The 14,705-nt window shown below is 59.5% G+C and carries 17 protein-coding genes; 6 read left to right on the top strand and 11 right to left on the bottom strand.

Annotated features, from left to right (window positions below):
• The first annotated feature begins 19 nt into the window (after positions 1-19).
• Both OA90_RS26020 and OA90_RS26015 read left to right on the top strand, forming a co-directional pair.
• Complete coding sequence (locus tag OA90_RS26020; RefSeq protein WP_068419758.1) at positions 20-1,210, top strand: phosphatase PAP2 family protein; 1,191 nt, start codon at positions 20-22, stop codon at positions 1,208-1,210.
• A gap of 318 nt (positions 1,211-1,528) precedes the next feature.
• Complete coding sequence (locus OA90_RS26015) at positions 1,529-3,562, top strand: S8 family serine peptidase (protein WP_068419757.1); 2,034 nt, start codon at positions 1,529-1,531, stop codon at positions 3,560-3,562.
• Between the two features lie 177 nt (positions 3,563-3,739).
• Here the strand turns inward: OA90_RS26015 and purQ are convergent, their stop codons facing one another.
• The 4 genes from purQ to purC all read right to left on the bottom strand — a co-directional run bounded on the left by purQ (position 3,740) and on the right by purC (position 5,683).
• Positions 3,740-4,408, bottom strand: a complete 669-nt coding sequence (gene purQ, locus OA90_RS26010; RefSeq protein ID WP_068419755.1) for a phosphoribosylformylglycinamidine synthase subunit PurQ — start codon at positions 4,406-4,408, stop codon at positions 3,740-3,742.
• 20 nt (positions 4,409-4,428) lie between these two features.
• A complete protein-coding gene (locus tag OA90_RS29665) occupies positions 4,429-4,536 on the bottom strand; it encodes a phosphoribosylformylglycinamidine synthase-associated small membrane protein (protein WP_068419753.1) in 108 nt (35 codons plus the stop codon).
• A 10-nt stretch (positions 4,537-4,546) separates the two neighbouring features.
• Complete coding sequence (gene purS, locus OA90_RS26000; RefSeq protein WP_068419751.1) at positions 4,547-4,786, bottom strand: phosphoribosylformylglycinamidine synthase subunit PurS; 240 nt, start codon at positions 4,784-4,786, stop codon at positions 4,547-4,549.
• Positions 4,787-4,918: 132 nt separating this feature from the next.
• On the bottom strand, positions 4,919-5,683 hold the full coding sequence (purC, locus tag OA90_RS25995; protein ID WP_068419749.1) for a phosphoribosylaminoimidazolesuccinocarboxamide synthase: 765 nt from the start codon (positions 5,681-5,683) through the stop codon (positions 4,919-4,921).
• A gap of 314 nt (positions 5,684-5,997) precedes the next feature.
• Between purC and OA90_RS25990 the strand changes: the two genes are divergently transcribed.
• Together OA90_RS25990 and OA90_RS25985 are read left to right on the top strand one after the other, a co-directional pair.
• Positions 5,998-6,321 (top strand): DUF1476 domain-containing protein, encoded by a 324-nt coding sequence (locus tag OA90_RS25990; protein ID WP_068419747.1) that lies wholly within the window; start codon positions 5,998-6,000, stop codon positions 6,319-6,321.
• Between the two features lie 157 nt (positions 6,322-6,478).
• Positions 6,479-7,261 (top strand): aldolase/citrate lyase family protein, encoded by a 783-nt coding sequence (locus OA90_RS25985; RefSeq protein WP_068419745.1) that lies wholly within the window; start codon positions 6,479-6,481, stop codon positions 7,259-7,261.
• Between the two features lie 20 nt (positions 7,262-7,281).
• Here OA90_RS25985 and OA90_RS25980 read toward each other — a convergent pair whose 3' ends face one another.
• The 4 genes from OA90_RS25980 to purB form a co-directional block, all read right to left on the bottom strand.
• Entirely contained in the window at positions 7,282-7,836 is a 555-nt protein-coding gene (locus OA90_RS25980; RefSeq protein WP_068419744.1) for an alpha/beta fold hydrolase, read from the bottom strand.
• A gap of 103 nt (positions 7,837-7,939) precedes the next feature.
• The gene (locus OA90_RS25975) at positions 7,940-8,689 is read right to left on the bottom strand and encodes a metallophosphoesterase family protein (RefSeq protein WP_068419743.1); all 750 of its coding nucleotides are present in this window, start codon (positions 8,687-8,689) and stop codon (positions 7,940-7,942) included.
• Positions 8,686-9,093 (bottom strand): DUF4260 domain-containing protein, encoded by a 408-nt coding sequence (locus OA90_RS25970; RefSeq protein WP_156510663.1) that lies wholly within the window; start codon positions 9,091-9,093, stop codon positions 8,686-8,688. Before OA90_RS25970 ends, OA90_RS25975 begins: the two co-directional genes overlap by 4 nt.
• A gap of 32 nt (positions 9,094-9,125) precedes the next feature.
• A complete protein-coding gene (gene purB, locus OA90_RS25965) occupies positions 9,126-10,454 on the bottom strand; it encodes an adenylosuccinate lyase (protein ID WP_068419742.1) in 1,329 nt (442 codons plus the stop codon).
• A 158-nt stretch (positions 10,455-10,612) separates the two neighbouring features.
• On the opposite strand from purB, the gene OA90_RS25960 reads away from it, so the two are divergent.
• Positions 10,613-11,095, top strand: a complete 483-nt coding sequence (locus tag OA90_RS25960) for an NUDIX domain-containing protein (protein ID WP_068419740.1) — start codon at positions 10,613-10,615, stop codon at positions 11,093-11,095.
• 188 nt (positions 11,096-11,283) lie between these two features.
• Entirely contained in the window at positions 11,284-11,535 is a 252-nt protein-coding gene (locus tag OA90_RS25955; protein WP_156510662.1) for a hypothetical protein, read from the top strand.
• A 189-nt stretch (positions 11,536-11,724) separates the two neighbouring features.
• On the opposite strand, the gene OA90_RS25950 is transcribed toward OA90_RS25955, so the two are convergent.
• From OA90_RS25950 to OA90_RS25940, 3 genes are all read right to left on the bottom strand, one after another.
• A complete protein-coding gene (locus tag OA90_RS25950; protein WP_068419733.1) occupies positions 11,725-13,317 on the bottom strand; it encodes an APC family permease in 1,593 nt (530 codons plus the stop codon).
• Between the two features lie 198 nt (positions 13,318-13,515).
• Positions 13,516-14,187, bottom strand: a complete 672-nt coding sequence (gene rpe, locus OA90_RS25945) for a ribulose-phosphate 3-epimerase (protein ID WP_068419730.1) — start codon at positions 14,185-14,187, stop codon at positions 13,516-13,518.
• A 238-nt stretch (positions 14,188-14,425) separates the two neighbouring features.
• The coding region (locus OA90_RS25940) for a transposase (RefSeq protein WP_199823691.1) at positions 14,426-14,705 on the bottom strand (280 nt) is incomplete at its 5' end.

Raw genomic sequence — 14,705 nt, 5'->3', positions numbered from 1 at the left:
GTGAAAAAGGGGGCGACATATGAGTTTGTTTGCAGAAGGAGCCATGAACGGTCTTAACGGCCTGAACGGGCTGAATGGCCTTAACGGACTGAATGGTCTCAACGGTCTTAATGGCCTCAATGGTCTCAACGGGCTTGTCGCCAACAGCGCTTTCGCAGGTGAGAGCCCGCTATTGGCTGATGCGCTTCTTTCAAACCGTGACGGGATCGTAGGCACCCATCTTGAGGACATTGGTCCGGTTGAACCCGGCGTGCCCGACAGCGTCAAGAATCTGGTTCGTCTGTCCGCCAGCGAACGCGCCGCGATTTATCAGTCTCTCCTTGGTCCAAGTGTTGATGTTACGGTAAAAAAGGGCAAGGGGCAGCCGACTGCAATCTTGTGGCGACGCGGTGTGGAGAAGACCGGAAAAGAAAGATCGTTCAAATTTGAAAAGATGGTGTCCCTGACGGCACCGAAAGTCGAACAGTTCCGGATACAGTTGAACCAGGTCTCCGGATATGCGCGCATTCGTCCGGATCGGGCGGCGGAGATCTTGGCGCAGGTGGGGGTGCCGACACCCTTCTATGCCTCCGTCAACTTTCTCAATGCGGCGCGGACCCCCTACACGCTGGAGTTTCTTTTCGCTGCGCTGAGTTTTTCGTTGCCGGTGATCCAGCGCATGAAGTACGCCTTGGCGATCAAACGTCCGATCGAGTTCTCGCCGCAGATCCAACCGATGATCCCGACACCGACCCATGGCTCGCTTCCCAGCGGACATGCGACGGAAGCGTTTCTGATGGCAAGGCTGCTTTGGAAAATCCTGATTGACAGCAAAGTGCCGCAGTACAACGACAAGGCGTATTGGGGAGACATGTTGATGCGGCTTGCAGCGCGTATCGCGATCAACCGTACGGTGGCCGGCGTTCATTTTCCTGTCGATAGTGTTGCGGGCGCCGTGCTCGGATTGACCCTGGCGGATCATGTCAGCGCGATGAGTGGCGGCAAACACTGGACGAGCGCCACATTCGAAGGACCGCGTTTCGAAGCGGGCGAGGACTTTGACTGGCATCTACTCTATTCCGCCTTGAATGATTTTCAGAAAAAAGAATCCAGGACCGGCAGAAGCATCTGGGCGACGGCCAAGCAGATTCCGGTCCCCGAGGCACATGCCAAATCGGAAATTCTCGGGTGGCTGCGGTGGAAGGCCATTGGCGAATGGGTCGACCTTTGACATTTGATACCCGTTTGAATTCGGGCTCGTATTCACATGTCAAAATCAGAAGAACCCAGTAAAAACAGATACTTTCCGGTAGTTCTTGAAGAGGCGGAATTTGCATCAGAAGCTGCGGCACGGGATGCAAATGCCGGAAGCAAATCACTGGCTCACAGGTGCACATGAACCGGCGCGAGGAAGAGTGATCTCTCGCGCGTGAGAGCGGGCTTTTACCGTCTCTGGTGGGTGCTGTGCGCCATTTTAAATATGATCGACATCCCGGATGTTCTGTCGAGACCGGTAGAACATCCGCCGACCTGGATGAGGAACGCACGAATGGCAGACTGTACCGAACAATCAGGGAGCGACGGGTCGCAGGTGCTGGACCATGTCACCGACTACCGGCTGACCCGCCAGCCCCATTTCTATCCCGAGGGCCAAAAGAAAACCTGGTGGTCCGTTCTCATCGAACTGGAAGGGGTGAGCATCAACGAGTTCGCAGAGGCAGTGTCCCTTTATGCCGAGGATCTGCTGATTCCGGTTGTCTATGATGCGGCCGACAGGAAGGTGGAACGCCCGCGCCAACCGGTTGCGATCTTCGCGCGTTCTCCGCTGATCTCGGTACTGAACCAGAAGGACAATCCGTTTCATGTCGCCTCCATTCATCTGGGGGCCGCCATTCCGGAGAAGTATCTGGATGGCGGCGCGGTTTCGCCAGAGACACGCGAGATTGTCGTGCCCGACGGCACGGTGGTACAGGCGATGGTCGACGATTCAATCGCGATCGGTCATGATCTGTTTCGCACCGAAGAGAGCAAAAGCCGGGTGGAACATGCCTGGCTCATGGGAACCCTGCCGACGAAACAGGCATCGCATAGTTCCCTTGGGCGGATTCTCGCTCGCGAGGAAACCGACCATCTCCTGAAAAGCTCCATTTTCGGGGGCTATCTGGATGAAGACCTGTTTTATAGGAAATCCGGGCAAGTGGACCCGGGAAAACAGGTGATCTCGAATGTGGCGTTGAGAAGGTCCCATGGCACGCATGTGGGCGCGCTGGCTGCCGGCTACGCCATGACGGACCAGTGCCATACGAGGCCGATCATCTGCGTCGCGCTGCCGATTTTCGTTGTCGAGGACACCACAGGTTCCGACAGCCTGCCGCTTCTCTATATGGCGTTTCATGACCTGGTGAAACAGGCCCGGCGCTTCCGAACCAAGAGTGGCTCACTCGCGCCGGTGGTCATCAGTTTTTCCTATGGCAACACGGCCGGACCGCACGATGGCACGGGCCAGTTTGCACTGCTGTTTGAATATTATCTGGGGGAGGCCGCCCATGGCTGCGGCCGTGAACGTCAGAAGATCTGGCTGACACTCCCTGCCGGCAACAGCAACCTGCTGCGCATGCATGCCGTGGACACGGGAGAAAAGCCGAGAAAGGACACCAGGCTGGACCTGACCGTGCTGCCGGACGACCGAACGGTGTCGCAGGTTCAGATCTGGCTGCCCAACAGCCTGCCTGACCATCAGCCTGATTTTGCCAGAATCTCCGTGACGCCGCCCTTCGGCGGACGGAAAATCAGTATTCGAACCCAGCCCGGGCAACAAGCAAGTCTGTTCAACAGTGTGGGGCAAGAGATTGCGCGGCTGGCTTACCAGTTCGAGGGGGGCCTGACGTCGCGCGGCCTAGTCACCTTGTCGCTCAATCCCACCGGAAGTCTTGTTGCCGATTGCGCTCTGGCGAGCGCAGGCATCTGGAAGATCAGAATCCGGCGTAACAAAGACGCGCCTGCCGAGCCTTTCCACATCTGGGTCCGCCGCGATGAAACCCTGCCGGGTTTTCAAACCGGCGCAAGACAGGCCTTCTTCAGCAACCCGGACTATCGGCGCTTTGACTGTTTCGGGGCGCCTCTTCCCGTCGATCCGCCAGATTCCGATTGTCCGGTGCGCCGTGCCGGGACCCTCAGCGGGTTCGCCTGCGGTGTGTCTCCGGTTGTCGTTGGCGCCTATACCCTCAAGAACGCGGAGATGTCGCCGTATTCGTCGGCAGGGCCGATCCCGGAGAACTGGTTTGAAGGTTTTGCAGACCGGGTTGGCCCGGATGTGAGCGCTGAGGGCGATACAAGCGTGGTGCTGCGAGGGGTCTACAGCGCGGGTTCCAGATGCGGAAGCTGGGTGCGGATGTCGGGCACCAGCGTAGCGTCGCCCCGGTTGGCGTGGCTGGCAGCCGATGCCATCGGGGAATACGGTGGAAGCGCCCGGAGCTGGAGCCACTTCATTGCCGCACAACGCTCGTTTCCGTTTCGGGAAAACCCGGGCGAGACACGCACGGGTGCCGGTGGCGTCAAGATAGACAGGTTTGGCTGGGACTAAACATCTAGAGCTTTTGGAGACGACCTGAAACGCCGGGCCTGTGGCGCCAGAGTGTGTCGCGCCCAAGCGGAATCACGGGTTCAGGAAGACGCTCGAAACAGCGTCTGCCTTGCAAATGCGTCCGGAGGATTTCCTGAATTCAATTCAACGCGACATGCTCTGGTGACCCGGCTGGTGTCAGGCAGCCTTGTCGAGCAGGCTTTCAAACAGGATTCTGCCGTCCAGGCCGCCATGGAGCGGTTCGATCAGGTTTTCGGGATGCGGCATCATGCCGAGGACGTTGCCTTTTGCATTGGTGATGCCGGCAATGTCGTTGATCGAGCCGTTGGGGTTGGTGCCGTCCGCGTAACGGAACACCACCTGGCCGTTATCCTCGATGCGCTTGAGCGTATCGGCGTCGGCGAAATAGTTGCCGTCGTGATGGGAGACCGGGCAGCGCCAGATCTGGTCCTTGCTGAATCTGGAAGAGAACCGGGTCGCCGTGTTGACGGTCTCGATCCTAACTTCCTTGCAGACATAGGTCAGTCCCGCATTGCGCATCAGCGCGCCAGGCAGTAGTCCGGCTTCCGTCAGGATCTGGAAGCCGTTGCACACGCCGAAGACCGACACGCCGCTGTCCGCCTTGGTGACCAGATCCTTCAGGATCGGCGAACGGGCGGCGATCGCACCGGAGCGCAGGTAATCGCCATAGGAAAAGCCTCCCGGAACGATCACCAGATCGACGTCGGGCAGGGTGCTTTCCGTGTGCCAGACACTGAGCGGGCGCGTGCCGGTGATGTGTTCCAGCGCATGGAACATGTCACGGTCGCGGTTGGAGCCGGGGAAAACGATGACGGCGGTTTTCATTGGGCAATCCCACTAGTAGTTCAGAGCAACACGATAACGGCGATCAAGGCCGCGAGTGTGGGCACGAGGATGAAGATCGCCGCCTTGGCGGCCATGAAGATTACGGCCCTGCGCGTGTCTTCATCCATGACTTCACGCTCAATCAATCTCGATGGCGTAGTTCTCGATCACTGTGTTGGCAAGCAGCTTTTCGCACATCTTCGTCAGCTCGGCCCGTGCGGCGTCCTTGTCGGAGCCGGTCAGTTCGACGTCGAAGACCTTGCCCTGGCGGACGGATCTGACATCGGCGAAGCCGAGGCCGCCAAGCGCACCTTCAATGGCTTTTCCCTGAGGATCGAGAACACCGTTTTTCAAGGTGACGATCACACGTGCTTTCATGAGGTCTTGTCTCCATCAACATCCTGCAGGATCTTGCTGGCTCTTACACCAGCTTGGACGGTTCTGAAAGGGAAGAAGGGGCGCGAAAGGAAAAACCCCCGCCAAACTTCTGCTTGGCAGGGGTTTGCATCGTTACTGCACCAGAGTCGGGCCGGACCCGGCGGGCCGTTCGTTGACATTCATGATGCCGAGGCGCTTGGCGACCTCCTGATAGGCCTCCAGCATGCCGCCCAGATCGCGGCGGAACCGGTCCTTGTCCATCTTGTCGTTGGTTTCGATATCCCACAGACGGCAACTGTCGGGAGAAATCTCGTCCGCAACGACAATGCGCATCATGTCGCCTTCGAAAAGGCGGCCACATTCGATCTTGAAGTCGACAAGGCGGATACCGACGCCGAGAAACAGGCCGGAGAGGAAATCGTTGACGCGGATCGCCAGCGCCATGATGTCGTCCAGCTCCTGCGGGGTGGCCCAGCCGAATGCGGTGATATGCTCTTCGGCGACCATCGGGTCGTCAAGCTCGTCGTTCTTGTAATAGAACTCGATGATGGAGCGTGGCAACTGCGTGCCTTCTTCCAGGCCAAGGCGCTTGGCGATGGACCCGGCGGCGACATTGCGCACGACCACTTCCAGCGGAATGATCTCGACTTCGCGGATCAGCTGTTCGCGCATGTTCATGCGGCGGATGAAATGGGTCGGTATGCCGATGGCGTTCAGCTGGTTGAAGATGAATTCGGAAATACGGTTGTTGAGCACGCCCTTGCCGTCAACAATCTCGTGTTTCTTGTTGTTGAAGGCTGTCGCGTCATCCTTGAAGTGCTGGACCAGTGTTCCCGGTTCCGGACCTTCATAGAGAATCTTGCCCTTACCTTCGTAAATGCGGCGGCGGCGGTTCATTGGCTATACCGTATCTTTTAAAAGAGAATCCTTCGGAAGGGTCCTTGCGCATCCTGGTCTGATTTCCACCGGGACGTCCATGTCAAACCGGCAGGCGCCTTCAGGCGGCAATCCCTATTTTGCGGCGCGGAACTTACCCGAAGCGGAACGAAAGTACAATCTTATGTTTTCCGCCATTTTATGGATGGGGTTATGCTTTTGACGCAAGGAAGCAGTATCTGCGTTGATTTGCTGGGCTTGCGGGGATATGCAAGAGACCAAATCGACCCCATATAGGGGTGTATGCATCAGTGCGGTTCAGGAGACGATGAGTTATGAGCACATTCGACAAGCGCGAACAAGGGTTCGAAAACAAATTCGCGCATGACGAGGAGCTGCGGTTCAAGGCAACAGCACGGCGCAACAAGCTGTTGGGACTTTGGGCGGCCGAACTTCTGGGTCATGCGGGCGACAAGGCCGAGGATTATGCCAAGGAAGTTGTGCGGGCTGACTTCGAGGAGCCGGGCGACGAAGACGTGTTCCGCAAGATCCGTGCGGATTTCGATGCCAAGAACGTCGAGCAGTCCGACCATCAGATTCGCCGCACCATGGACGAGCTGATGCATACGGCCATCGAACAGGTCCAAAACCAGGGTTGAGCGCACCGCTAACCCGATGACGAGACTGCAAAACGCCTGCCGCTTGCGGCAGGCGTTTTTTGTCGGGGCCGCTGCATTTGTGCGGGTTTGCGGCAATAGGACTTGCAGGCGGGGTCATTCGTCCGTTCTATGACTGATCTGACCGAGGAGGCTGCCCGTGAGCGAACAATCCAATCTTGCCGACAAATTACGATCCGGAAAGCCGGTTATCACCGGCTGGTCCGTGCTGAACGTGCCGATGTTCACCGAAATGATGGCGCGCGGCGGCTATGAGGCAGTGACGGTCGATCTTCAGCACGGCATGTATGATTTCACCTCCGCCTGCGAAGCGATGGCGGCGACCGCTCTCGGCGGCGCGCACCGCATCGTGCGTATTCCCATCGGCGACAATGCGCTGGCAGGCCGTCTGGCCGATATGGGTGCTGAGTGCCTGATCGCGCCGATGATCAATTCCCGCGATGAAGCGGTATCGTTTGCCAGAGCCGTCAAATATCCCCCGGACGGGGACCGGAGCTGGTCGCCCTTCCGGGCGGCGATGCTCAGCGGCCAGACGCTGGAAGAGTACCGTGAGGGCGCGAATTCGCAGACGCTTTCCCTGGCGATGATCGAAACCCGGGAAGCGATCGACGCGCTGGACGACATTCTCTCGGTTGCCGAGCTTGACGGCGTTTTTGTCGGGCCGAGCGATCTGTCGATTTCTCTGTCGAACGGTGCACGGCTCGACCCGAATGGAGAGGAGAACGCCAGGGTTTGTGCGGGGCTCGCCGAAAAGGCGGTAAAGGCCGGCAAGATCGCCGGTATTTTCTGCACGCATGCCGAAAAGGTGAAGGAAGCCATTGAGCAGGGTTTCTGCCTGATCAGCCACGGCATCGACCGGTCGCTCGTCGACGATTCCATCACCAGCGCCCGGCGCGAATTGGACGAGATTACCTCAGCCTAAGGTATGGAGCTGTCGCCCGTTCAGCCGAGCCGCTTCATGAAATGGGCGAAGGACATCATGCCTTCCGGCCAGGGGCCGTGGCCACTTTCCAGGTTGATATGCCCGGCCTGGCCTGCGTCCTGGATCGTCGCGCCCCAGGCCTGTGCGAATTCCCGCGCCCGCTCATAGTCGCAGTAGGGATCGTTTCGGCTGGCGACGAGATGAGACTGGAAGGGCAGGGGATTGAGCGGCACGGGGCGGAAATCGCCACCGTCGAATTCCTTCACCAGACCCTCCCGGTCCCAGTCCGAGGGGGCGACCAGAAAGGCGCCGGCGATCCTGTCCTTTAGCGCATGGGCGGCGTGGGCGACAAGGATGCAGCCGAGAGAATGTGCCACGAGTACGACGGGTTTTTCGCAGGCGTCCACTTCACCGATCAGCGTTTCCAGCCATTGTTTTCTGGCAGGCACCTGCAGCTCCGTCTGCTTGACGACGCGCGCGGTCGCCATCTTGTCGCGCCAGCGCAGCAGCCAGTGGCCAGGCAGTGTTTTTCCATAGCCGGGGAGGAGCAGAATGTCGGTCTCGGAAATTTTCAAGGGGCACCTGTTCTCAGCATCTGAAACGTCCGGCGCTCTCTGACAGATCACCGGGGGGCTTGTCAAACCGGGCCGTTCGCGCGATGGCAGAACCTGCCCCGGTTCAGGAGAGCGGGCCGTAAAATCCGTGTTTCAACGCCCGCGCCCAGCCGGGACGGCCGTTTTCCAGTGCCGCGCGGCTGGCGGCATCCCAGTCGTAGGAGAGCATCTTCTGCTGGAAGTTCCAGGCGCCGCTGTTGTTTGTCATCAGCGCATATCGGGCGTGCGGACTGCCCGCCTCCATGACGTGCCGCAAGGGGTGATCGTCCTCATAGGACGGCAGGCCGACGCTGCCGGGATTGAGGACGATCTGACCGGTTTCCTGAAGCTGGATGAGCCGCGGAATATGGGTGTGGCCGCAGCAGACGATGGGCGACTTCTCACCCTTGAGTTCATGCAGAAGCGTGTCCTCGTCCGGCAGATGGCCTTTCGGTCCCTCGACCTTTTCGCTCAGATAGCGGTCGTCGTTGTCGGGTGTTCCGTGGCACAGAAAGATATTGTCGTCGAGCCGGATGGTCGGCTGCGTGGTTTGCAACCAGTCGATGCTTGCCTGCGACAGGCGTTCGGCGGCGAAAACGTCGGTGGGGCCCAGCTTTTCGAGGGGATCCTCCAGCACGAACCGGTCATGGTTGCCGCGCACGGTCGGCCAGCCGGCTTCCCTGAGGATCGCTGCGGTTTCCTCCGGCCAGAGCGGACCGGAAACGCAGTCGCCCAGATTGACGATCAGGTCCGGCGCCTCCGCCTTGAGATCGGCGATCACAGCCTCAAGCGCCAGCACATTGCCGTGAATGTCGGAAATGACCGCAATTTTCATGTTTCGCTATCCTTGCGGCCGATGGGGCCGAGATGGGTGACCCCGAAGCCCTCCGGGCTTTTCAGTCCGTAGCCCAGAAGCCGGTCGAAGGCGATATGGGAGGCCCAGATGACGGCAAGCGGGGCGAAGTCCCAAAGTGCGGAGGGCGCCCAAAGGAGATCCGTGAGGAGTACAACCGCACCAAGCAACAGTGCCGGACCGATATATGCGTGCGCAAGATTATAGGCAAAGGCTCCCAACCGTGGACCGGCGAGATAGCCCAGCATCGACAGATCGGGGACCAGAAACAACAGGAGGAATATCCACCAGGGAGCCCCGCTCCAGTAGTAGAGGACAAGCATCGCCAGGAACACGAACAGCGCCTCGATTCGCTGCCATGCCAGGAGAGACTTTTTGCTGCTCACCGGTCCCTCTCCTGCTGCTCAGGGGAAAGCGCTCAGGCCTCCCCGAATACCCGCTTGAAAATCACATCAACATTCTTGGTGTGATAGCCGAGGTCGAAGCGGTCGCGGATTTCGTCTTCGGAGAGATACTTGCGCACGTCGGCATCGTTCAGGAGTTCTGTGAGGAAGTCCACGGATGCGGCGCCGGCGACCTGGTAGCTGTCCCAGACCTTCATGGCGTTGCGCTGAACCAGCCGGTAGGCATCCTCGCGCGACGAGCCTGCCTGTGTGAGCGCCAGCAGGATGCGTTGGGAGTGCACGAGGCCGCCGAGACGGTCCATGTTGCCGACCATCCGCTCGGGATACACCATCAGCTTGTCGATGACGCCGGTAAGCCGGACCAGGGCGAAGTCGAGGGTGACGGTCGCGTCCGGGCCGATCATGCGTTCCACGGAGGAGTGCGAGATATCGCGTTCGTGCCAGAGGGCGACGTTTTCCATGGCCGGGATGGAGAAACCGCGCACGATACGCGCCAGGCCGGTGAGGTTTTCGGTCAGCACCGGATTGCGCTTGTGCGGCATCGCCGAGGAGCCCTTCTGGCCCTTGGAGAAGAATTCTTCGGCTTCCAGAACCTCGGTGCGCTGCAGGTGGCGCACTTCGGTGGCGACGCGCTCGATAGAAGAGGCGATGACGCCGAGCGTGGCGAAATACATGGCGTGGCGGTCGCGCGGGATCACCTGCGTGGAGACCGGCTCTGCCTGCAGGCCCATGGCCCTGGCGACATGTTCCTCGACGGCAGGGTCGATGTTGGCGAAGGTGCCGACGGCGCCGGAAATGGCGCAGGTGGCGATTTCCTCACGGGCGGCCAGAAGACGCTTCTTGCAGCGGTCGAATTCCGCGTAAGCCTCGGCCATCTTCAGGCCGAAGGTGACCGGCTCGGCGTGGATGCCGTGGGAGCGGCCGATGCAGACGGTGTCCTTGTGCTCCATCGCCCGGCGCTTGATCGCCGCAAGCAGCGCGTCCATGTCGGCAAGCAGAAGGTCGGTGGCCTTGACCAGCTGCACGTTGAAGCAGGTGTCCAGAACGTCCGAGGAGGTCATGCCCTGGTGGACGAAGCGTGCATCCGGGCCGACGATCTCGGACAGATGGGTCAGAAAGGCGATGACGTCGTGCTTGGTTTCACGCTCGATTTCATCGATGCGGTCGATGTCGAAGGTCGCGTTGCCGCCTTTGTCCCAGATGGTCTTCGCTGCTTCCTTTGGAATGACGCCGAGGTCCGCCAGCGCGTCGCAGGCATGGGCCTCGATCTCGAACCAGATGCGGAATTTCGTTTCCGGCGACCAGATGGAGACCATGTCAGGGCGGGAGTAGCGCGGGATCATCTGAGAAAGCACCTTATCGTATGTTCTTTTCTGGGGGCGGAATAGCAGAGGGGGCGGGCCCCTTCAATGCGCACTGAACGGTTTTTCCTTGCGGATAGGTCCTGCAAGGTGAATTTTATGACAAGTCCTGCACCCAAGTCCGTCCAGTGGAGACCGCGATGAAGCTCTGGCGCCCTGCAAACACCATAACGGTGAAAGCGCTTGCCCTGATCTGGCAGGACGATGCCCTGCTTCTCACAGATATTCACGATGACAGCGGCCGTGTGACCGGCATGCGCCCGCTGGGTGGAACGGTCGAATTCGCGGAGCCCTGGCGCGACGCCCTGCAGCGGGAATTCCTGGAAGAACTCGGTGCCCGCATATCTTTGCTCGACAGCCATTTCGTGATGGAAAACATCTACGAGCATCATGGCGTCACGGGGCATGAAGTCGTGTTTTTCTGCCACGCTCATTTCACGGATTCCAGCTTCTATAAAAGGGAGAGTTTCGCTTTCAAGGACAGCGATGAAACGGACGGTACGGCGAAATGGATTTCGCTGGACGAGCTCGCCGCCAGGGGGCTCGAACTCTATCCGGCCGGATTGGCGGATCGGCTTGACCGCCGGGAGAGCGCCGGTAATCCCGGACGCATTCTCAGCTGATGTTGCGGGCTGCACCGGGTTCATTCTTTATTGAATTCTGGTACGCAGATTTGACCGCGACGATTACGGTTCACATTCACTAGTTGGAGTTTAATATGATTTGTAAATCAACCTCTTGTTCAGCACTGTTGATGGTTTTGTTTAATACGGCGCCTGTTCTCGCGGCGGACGTCGATTTCGAGAGATTCATGGCCTCACCCTCAGGTGCTGCCGGGCTCAGCGCCACCATTTCCAGCCTGGGTGCGTGTGATACAAAACCGGTCTGGTCTCTCAGCTACGATCCGGATATCGACAAGGACAATCCGAACCATGTCTATGTGGGCTGCCAGTATGACCCGGAATGGGAAGAGGGGGACGATCTTTACGACAAGGGCATTCTGGCAAAATTCTTCGAGCTGGAGGGCGTCCTGACCCTGGACAGTCTGACCCAGTTGCCGTGATTGTTTCCACGGTGGCCACCCGGCTCAATCGGCATTGCGGTCACCGTGGCAGGTGCCAGAGTTGCGCGGCGGTCTTTTGAAGCTTGTCGCGTGGAATTGAATTCCGGAAAGCCCCGAAAGCATTTGCGATGAAAATGCTGCCTCCGGCGTGTTCCCGAATCCGTGGATCCGCTTAAACGCGGCACGGTTCTAAACCGGGCGGTCGTTGCCGTTGGAGCCATATTCCATCTGCTCGTCCATCTTTTCCTCGGCCATGTAACGGTCGAATTTTTCTTTCTTCAGACGGAGACGGACGGCGAACACATAGACGCCTGTCGCCAGCGCCGCGACGATGGGAATATCGGGCCCAACGGGGATAACGCCGGCCCCGCCGCCGAAAGACCCGAGCCAGGACAGAAGCACGATCCCGGCAAGAAAGGGCACGAGCCAGGTTGCCTCGCGCCAATCGAGACTGTCAAAGCCGCCCTGCCAGTTGCGGTAAAGCATCAGTGCGAAGCCGGCCGCGAGGCAAAGGCCCAGATGCAGCATGGTATCCCAGCCGCTCCAGTAGATGATCAGCGTGGCGACGATGAAGGCGAAGCAACCGGTGACGGGGGCGGCCGGCAAGACAAAGGCGCGCTTGGCGTCGGGAAGCAATCGCCGGAAGGCCAGAACCGCGATCGGGCCGACAATGAACGACATGACGATAGAGGACGTGTTGAGGGCGATCACTTCCTTGAAGGGCAGCACCACGAAGAACAGGGCCGCGACGACGAAGTTCACGATCAGGGAAAAAAGCGGCACGCCCCGGGCCGACAGGGTTTCTATAAATTTCGGGAACAGTCCGTTCTGGGCCATGGCGAGACCGAGACGGGCATTGGAGCCCACAGACACCAGGCCGGAGGCGAAGCTGGAGATACGGGCGCTGGTGTCGAGAATGCTGACGATCCAGAGCGCCCCGACAGCGGTCGCCAAAGCTGCCATGGGCCCGAGTTCGCCGGAAAAATGCAGTTGCGGCCAGCCGTTCTTGAGTTCGTCTTCATTGAGCGCGCCAAGAAAGGCGAGTTGCAGGGCGCCATAGATCACCAGGCAGACCACCAGGCTCATCACCAGGGCAAGCGGCACGTTGATCTTGGGATTGCGGGCTTCTCCGGCCATGTCGATGACATGGCGGAAGCCGATCAGTGCGAAGATCACGCCGCCCGTGGATATCGCCGACAGGATACCCTTCAGACCCTCCGGCGCGAAGCCGCCATACTCACTGAAATTGGTGAAGCGGAATTCCGAGGTCAGGATGACGACGGCCAGCAGTCCCGGGACCAGGATCTTTATCCAGGTGAGCGCCGTATTGATCCGCGCGAAGAATTTCACGCCGAAGGCATTGAACACCGTGAAAACCGCCAGAAGGATGCAGGCGACACCGAGCCCGGCCGTGCTCAGATGGTCGGCATCGCTGTAGAGCCAGGGCGCCAGGCTTTTCGAATAGCGCAACACCGCCTCCACCTCGATGGTGGCGGTGGTGTTGTAGCCGATCCAGGCAGTCCAGCCCATGGCCATGGAAACCACCGACCCATGGGAGAAATGCGGCACCCGGCCGATGCCACCGGCAACCGGCAGGATGGCGGCGATTTCGGCGAAAGTCGCCGCAAGCAGCAATATGGCAAAGCCGCCGATCGCCCAGGCGATCAATGCGGAGGGGCCGGCAGCCTGCGCCGCCAGCAGAGGGGCGAACAGCCAGCCCGACCCAAGAATGCCGCTGATGGCAATGAAGGTAAGACCCAGCAGTCCGATACTGCGTTGCATATGCGCCAAGACGAATCCCCCCGGTATATGTCGCAATGACCCTAACCGAAGGAATGTCTTCTGGGAAATATTGAACACATGCGCGTTCGGGGAAACGCTCAGCATGAGGGACGCGGAAAGAACCCTGGGCGTCAGAAACGAACCGCTATCTTGGCAAGCGTGAATACGCAGCTTCGAAGGATTGGCGGCGGACGCCGGTCAGGCGTTTTCTGCGGCCTGCCGGATCGCCGAGATGTTGGTTTTGTAGCTCTCGATGGTTCCGCCCTTGAAGATCGCCGAACCGGCGACGAGCACATTGGCGCCTGCTGCGGCAACCAGGGGGGCGGTGTCCGGGGTGACGCCGCCGTCGATCTGCAGGTCGATCGGGCGGTCGCCGATCATGGCCTTGATGCGGCGGGTCTTTTCCACCATGGCGTGGATGAACTTCTGGCCGCCGAAGCCCGGATTGACGGTCATCACCAGGATCAGATCCAGCCGGTCGAGCACGTATTCGATGACGTTTTCCGGCGTCGACGGGTTCAGGGAGACGCCGGCCTTCTTGCCCAGATTGCGGATGGCCTGCAGCGAGCGGTCCAGATGCGGCCCGGCTTCGGCATGCACCGTGATGATGTCGGACCCGGCCTTGGCGAAGGCTTCCAGATAGGGGTCGCAAGGCGCGATCATCAAATGGGTGTCGAAGATCCGGTCGGTATGCGGGCGCAGCCTTGCGATGACATCCGGGCCGAAGGTGATGTTGGGGACGAAATGCCCGTCCATGACGTCCAGATGGATCCAGTCCGCACCGGCCTCCACCACATCACGGACTTCCTGGCCAAGCTTTGAAAAGTCGGAGGCAAGGATGGACGGGGCGATGGCGAGCGGGCGGGTCATCTGGGGCTCCGGAAGGTCTTGAAAGAGTAACCGCCCGCTAACATGCCTGACATAAAGGCGCAAGAAAAAGGCACTGAGACAAATGACCCATACCCCAGCCTCGACTGAATTCTCATTTGACTTCGGATAGCCTGCAATTGGTGAGGTCCGGTTTGTAGAGGCCGCAGCCAACTCCGGCTCCTGGGTCACTTTCGGAGTTTACGCCCTAGCTGTGAGTTCTGATACCAAACGACAAAATTCAGGACCGATGCGCCCAGTCACGCATTCCGATTGACATGATTTTCCATGGCTGATCGATGAGCGTGTTCCAGGCCCGGCAGCACAGGTCGACGATCTGGTCGTAGTCCTTGAAGACCCGGTTTGAGAGCCAGTTTTCTCGCATGTACTGCCATAGGTTTTCGACAGGATTGAGTTCGGGAGATCGGGGTGGCAAAGGCAAGAGTGTGATGTTGTCCGGGATGGCGAGCTTGTTTGACGTGTGCCATCCGGCCTGATCAAGGATGACCACGCCATGGGCA

This window comes from Labrenzia sp. OB1 (genome assembly GCF_001624695.1).
In the GTDB taxonomy this organism is placed as follows: domain Bacteria; phylum Pseudomonadota; class Alphaproteobacteria; order Rhizobiales; family Stappiaceae; genus Roseibium.
The sequence above is the reverse complement of the archived record's forward strand: the minus strand, read 5'-3'. Positions and strand labels throughout refer to the sequence as shown.

Excerpts from the sequence above, each read along its gene's own strand:
- OA90_RS25950 (WP_068419733.1), bottom strand. The coding sequence starts at position 13,317 with ATGCAACGCAGTATCGGACTGCTGGGTCTTACCTTCATTGCCATCAGC.
- OA90_RS25990 (WP_068419747.1), top strand. The coding sequence starts at position 5,998 with ATGAGCACATTCGACAAGCGCGAACAAGGGTTCGAAAACAAATTCGCG.
- OA90_RS26020 (WP_068419758.1), top strand. The coding sequence starts at position 20 with ATGAGTTTGTTTGCAGAAGGAGCCATGAACGGTCTTAACGGCCTGAAC.
- rpe (WP_068419730.1), bottom strand. The coding sequence starts at position 14,187 with ATGACCCGCCCGCTCGCCATCGCCCCGTCCATCCTTGCCTCCGACTTT.
- purC (WP_068419749.1), bottom strand. The coding sequence starts at position 5,683 with ATGAACCGCCGCCGCCGCATTTACGAAGGTAAGGGCAAGATTCTCTAT.
- purS (WP_068419751.1), bottom strand. The coding sequence starts at position 4,786 with ATGAAAGCACGTGTGATCGTCACCTTGAAAAACGGTGTTCTCGATCCT.
- OA90_RS29665 (WP_068419753.1), bottom strand. The coding sequence starts at position 4,536 with ATGGATGAAGACACGCGCAGGGCCGTAATCTTCATGGCCGCCAAGGCG.
- OA90_RS26015 (WP_068419757.1), top strand. The coding sequence starts at position 1,529 with ATGGCAGACTGTACCGAACAATCAGGGAGCGACGGGTCGCAGGTGCTG.
- purB (WP_068419742.1), bottom strand. The coding sequence starts at position 10,454 with ATGATCCCGCGCTACTCCCGCCCTGACATGGTCTCCATCTGGTCGCCG.
- purQ (WP_068419755.1), bottom strand. The coding sequence starts at position 4,408 with ATGAAAACCGCCGTCATCGTTTTCCCCGGCTCCAACCGCGACCGTGAC.
- OA90_RS25960 (WP_068419740.1), top strand. The coding sequence starts at position 10,613 with ATGAAGCTCTGGCGCCCTGCAAACACCATAACGGTGAAAGCGCTTGCC.
- OA90_RS25955 (WP_156510662.1), top strand. The coding sequence starts at position 11,284 with ATGGCCTCACCCTCAGGTGCTGCCGGGCTCAGCGCCACCATTTCCAGC.
- OA90_RS25975 (WP_068419743.1), bottom strand. The coding sequence starts at position 8,689 with ATGAAAATTGCGGTCATTTCCGACATTCACGGCAATGTGCTGGCGCTT.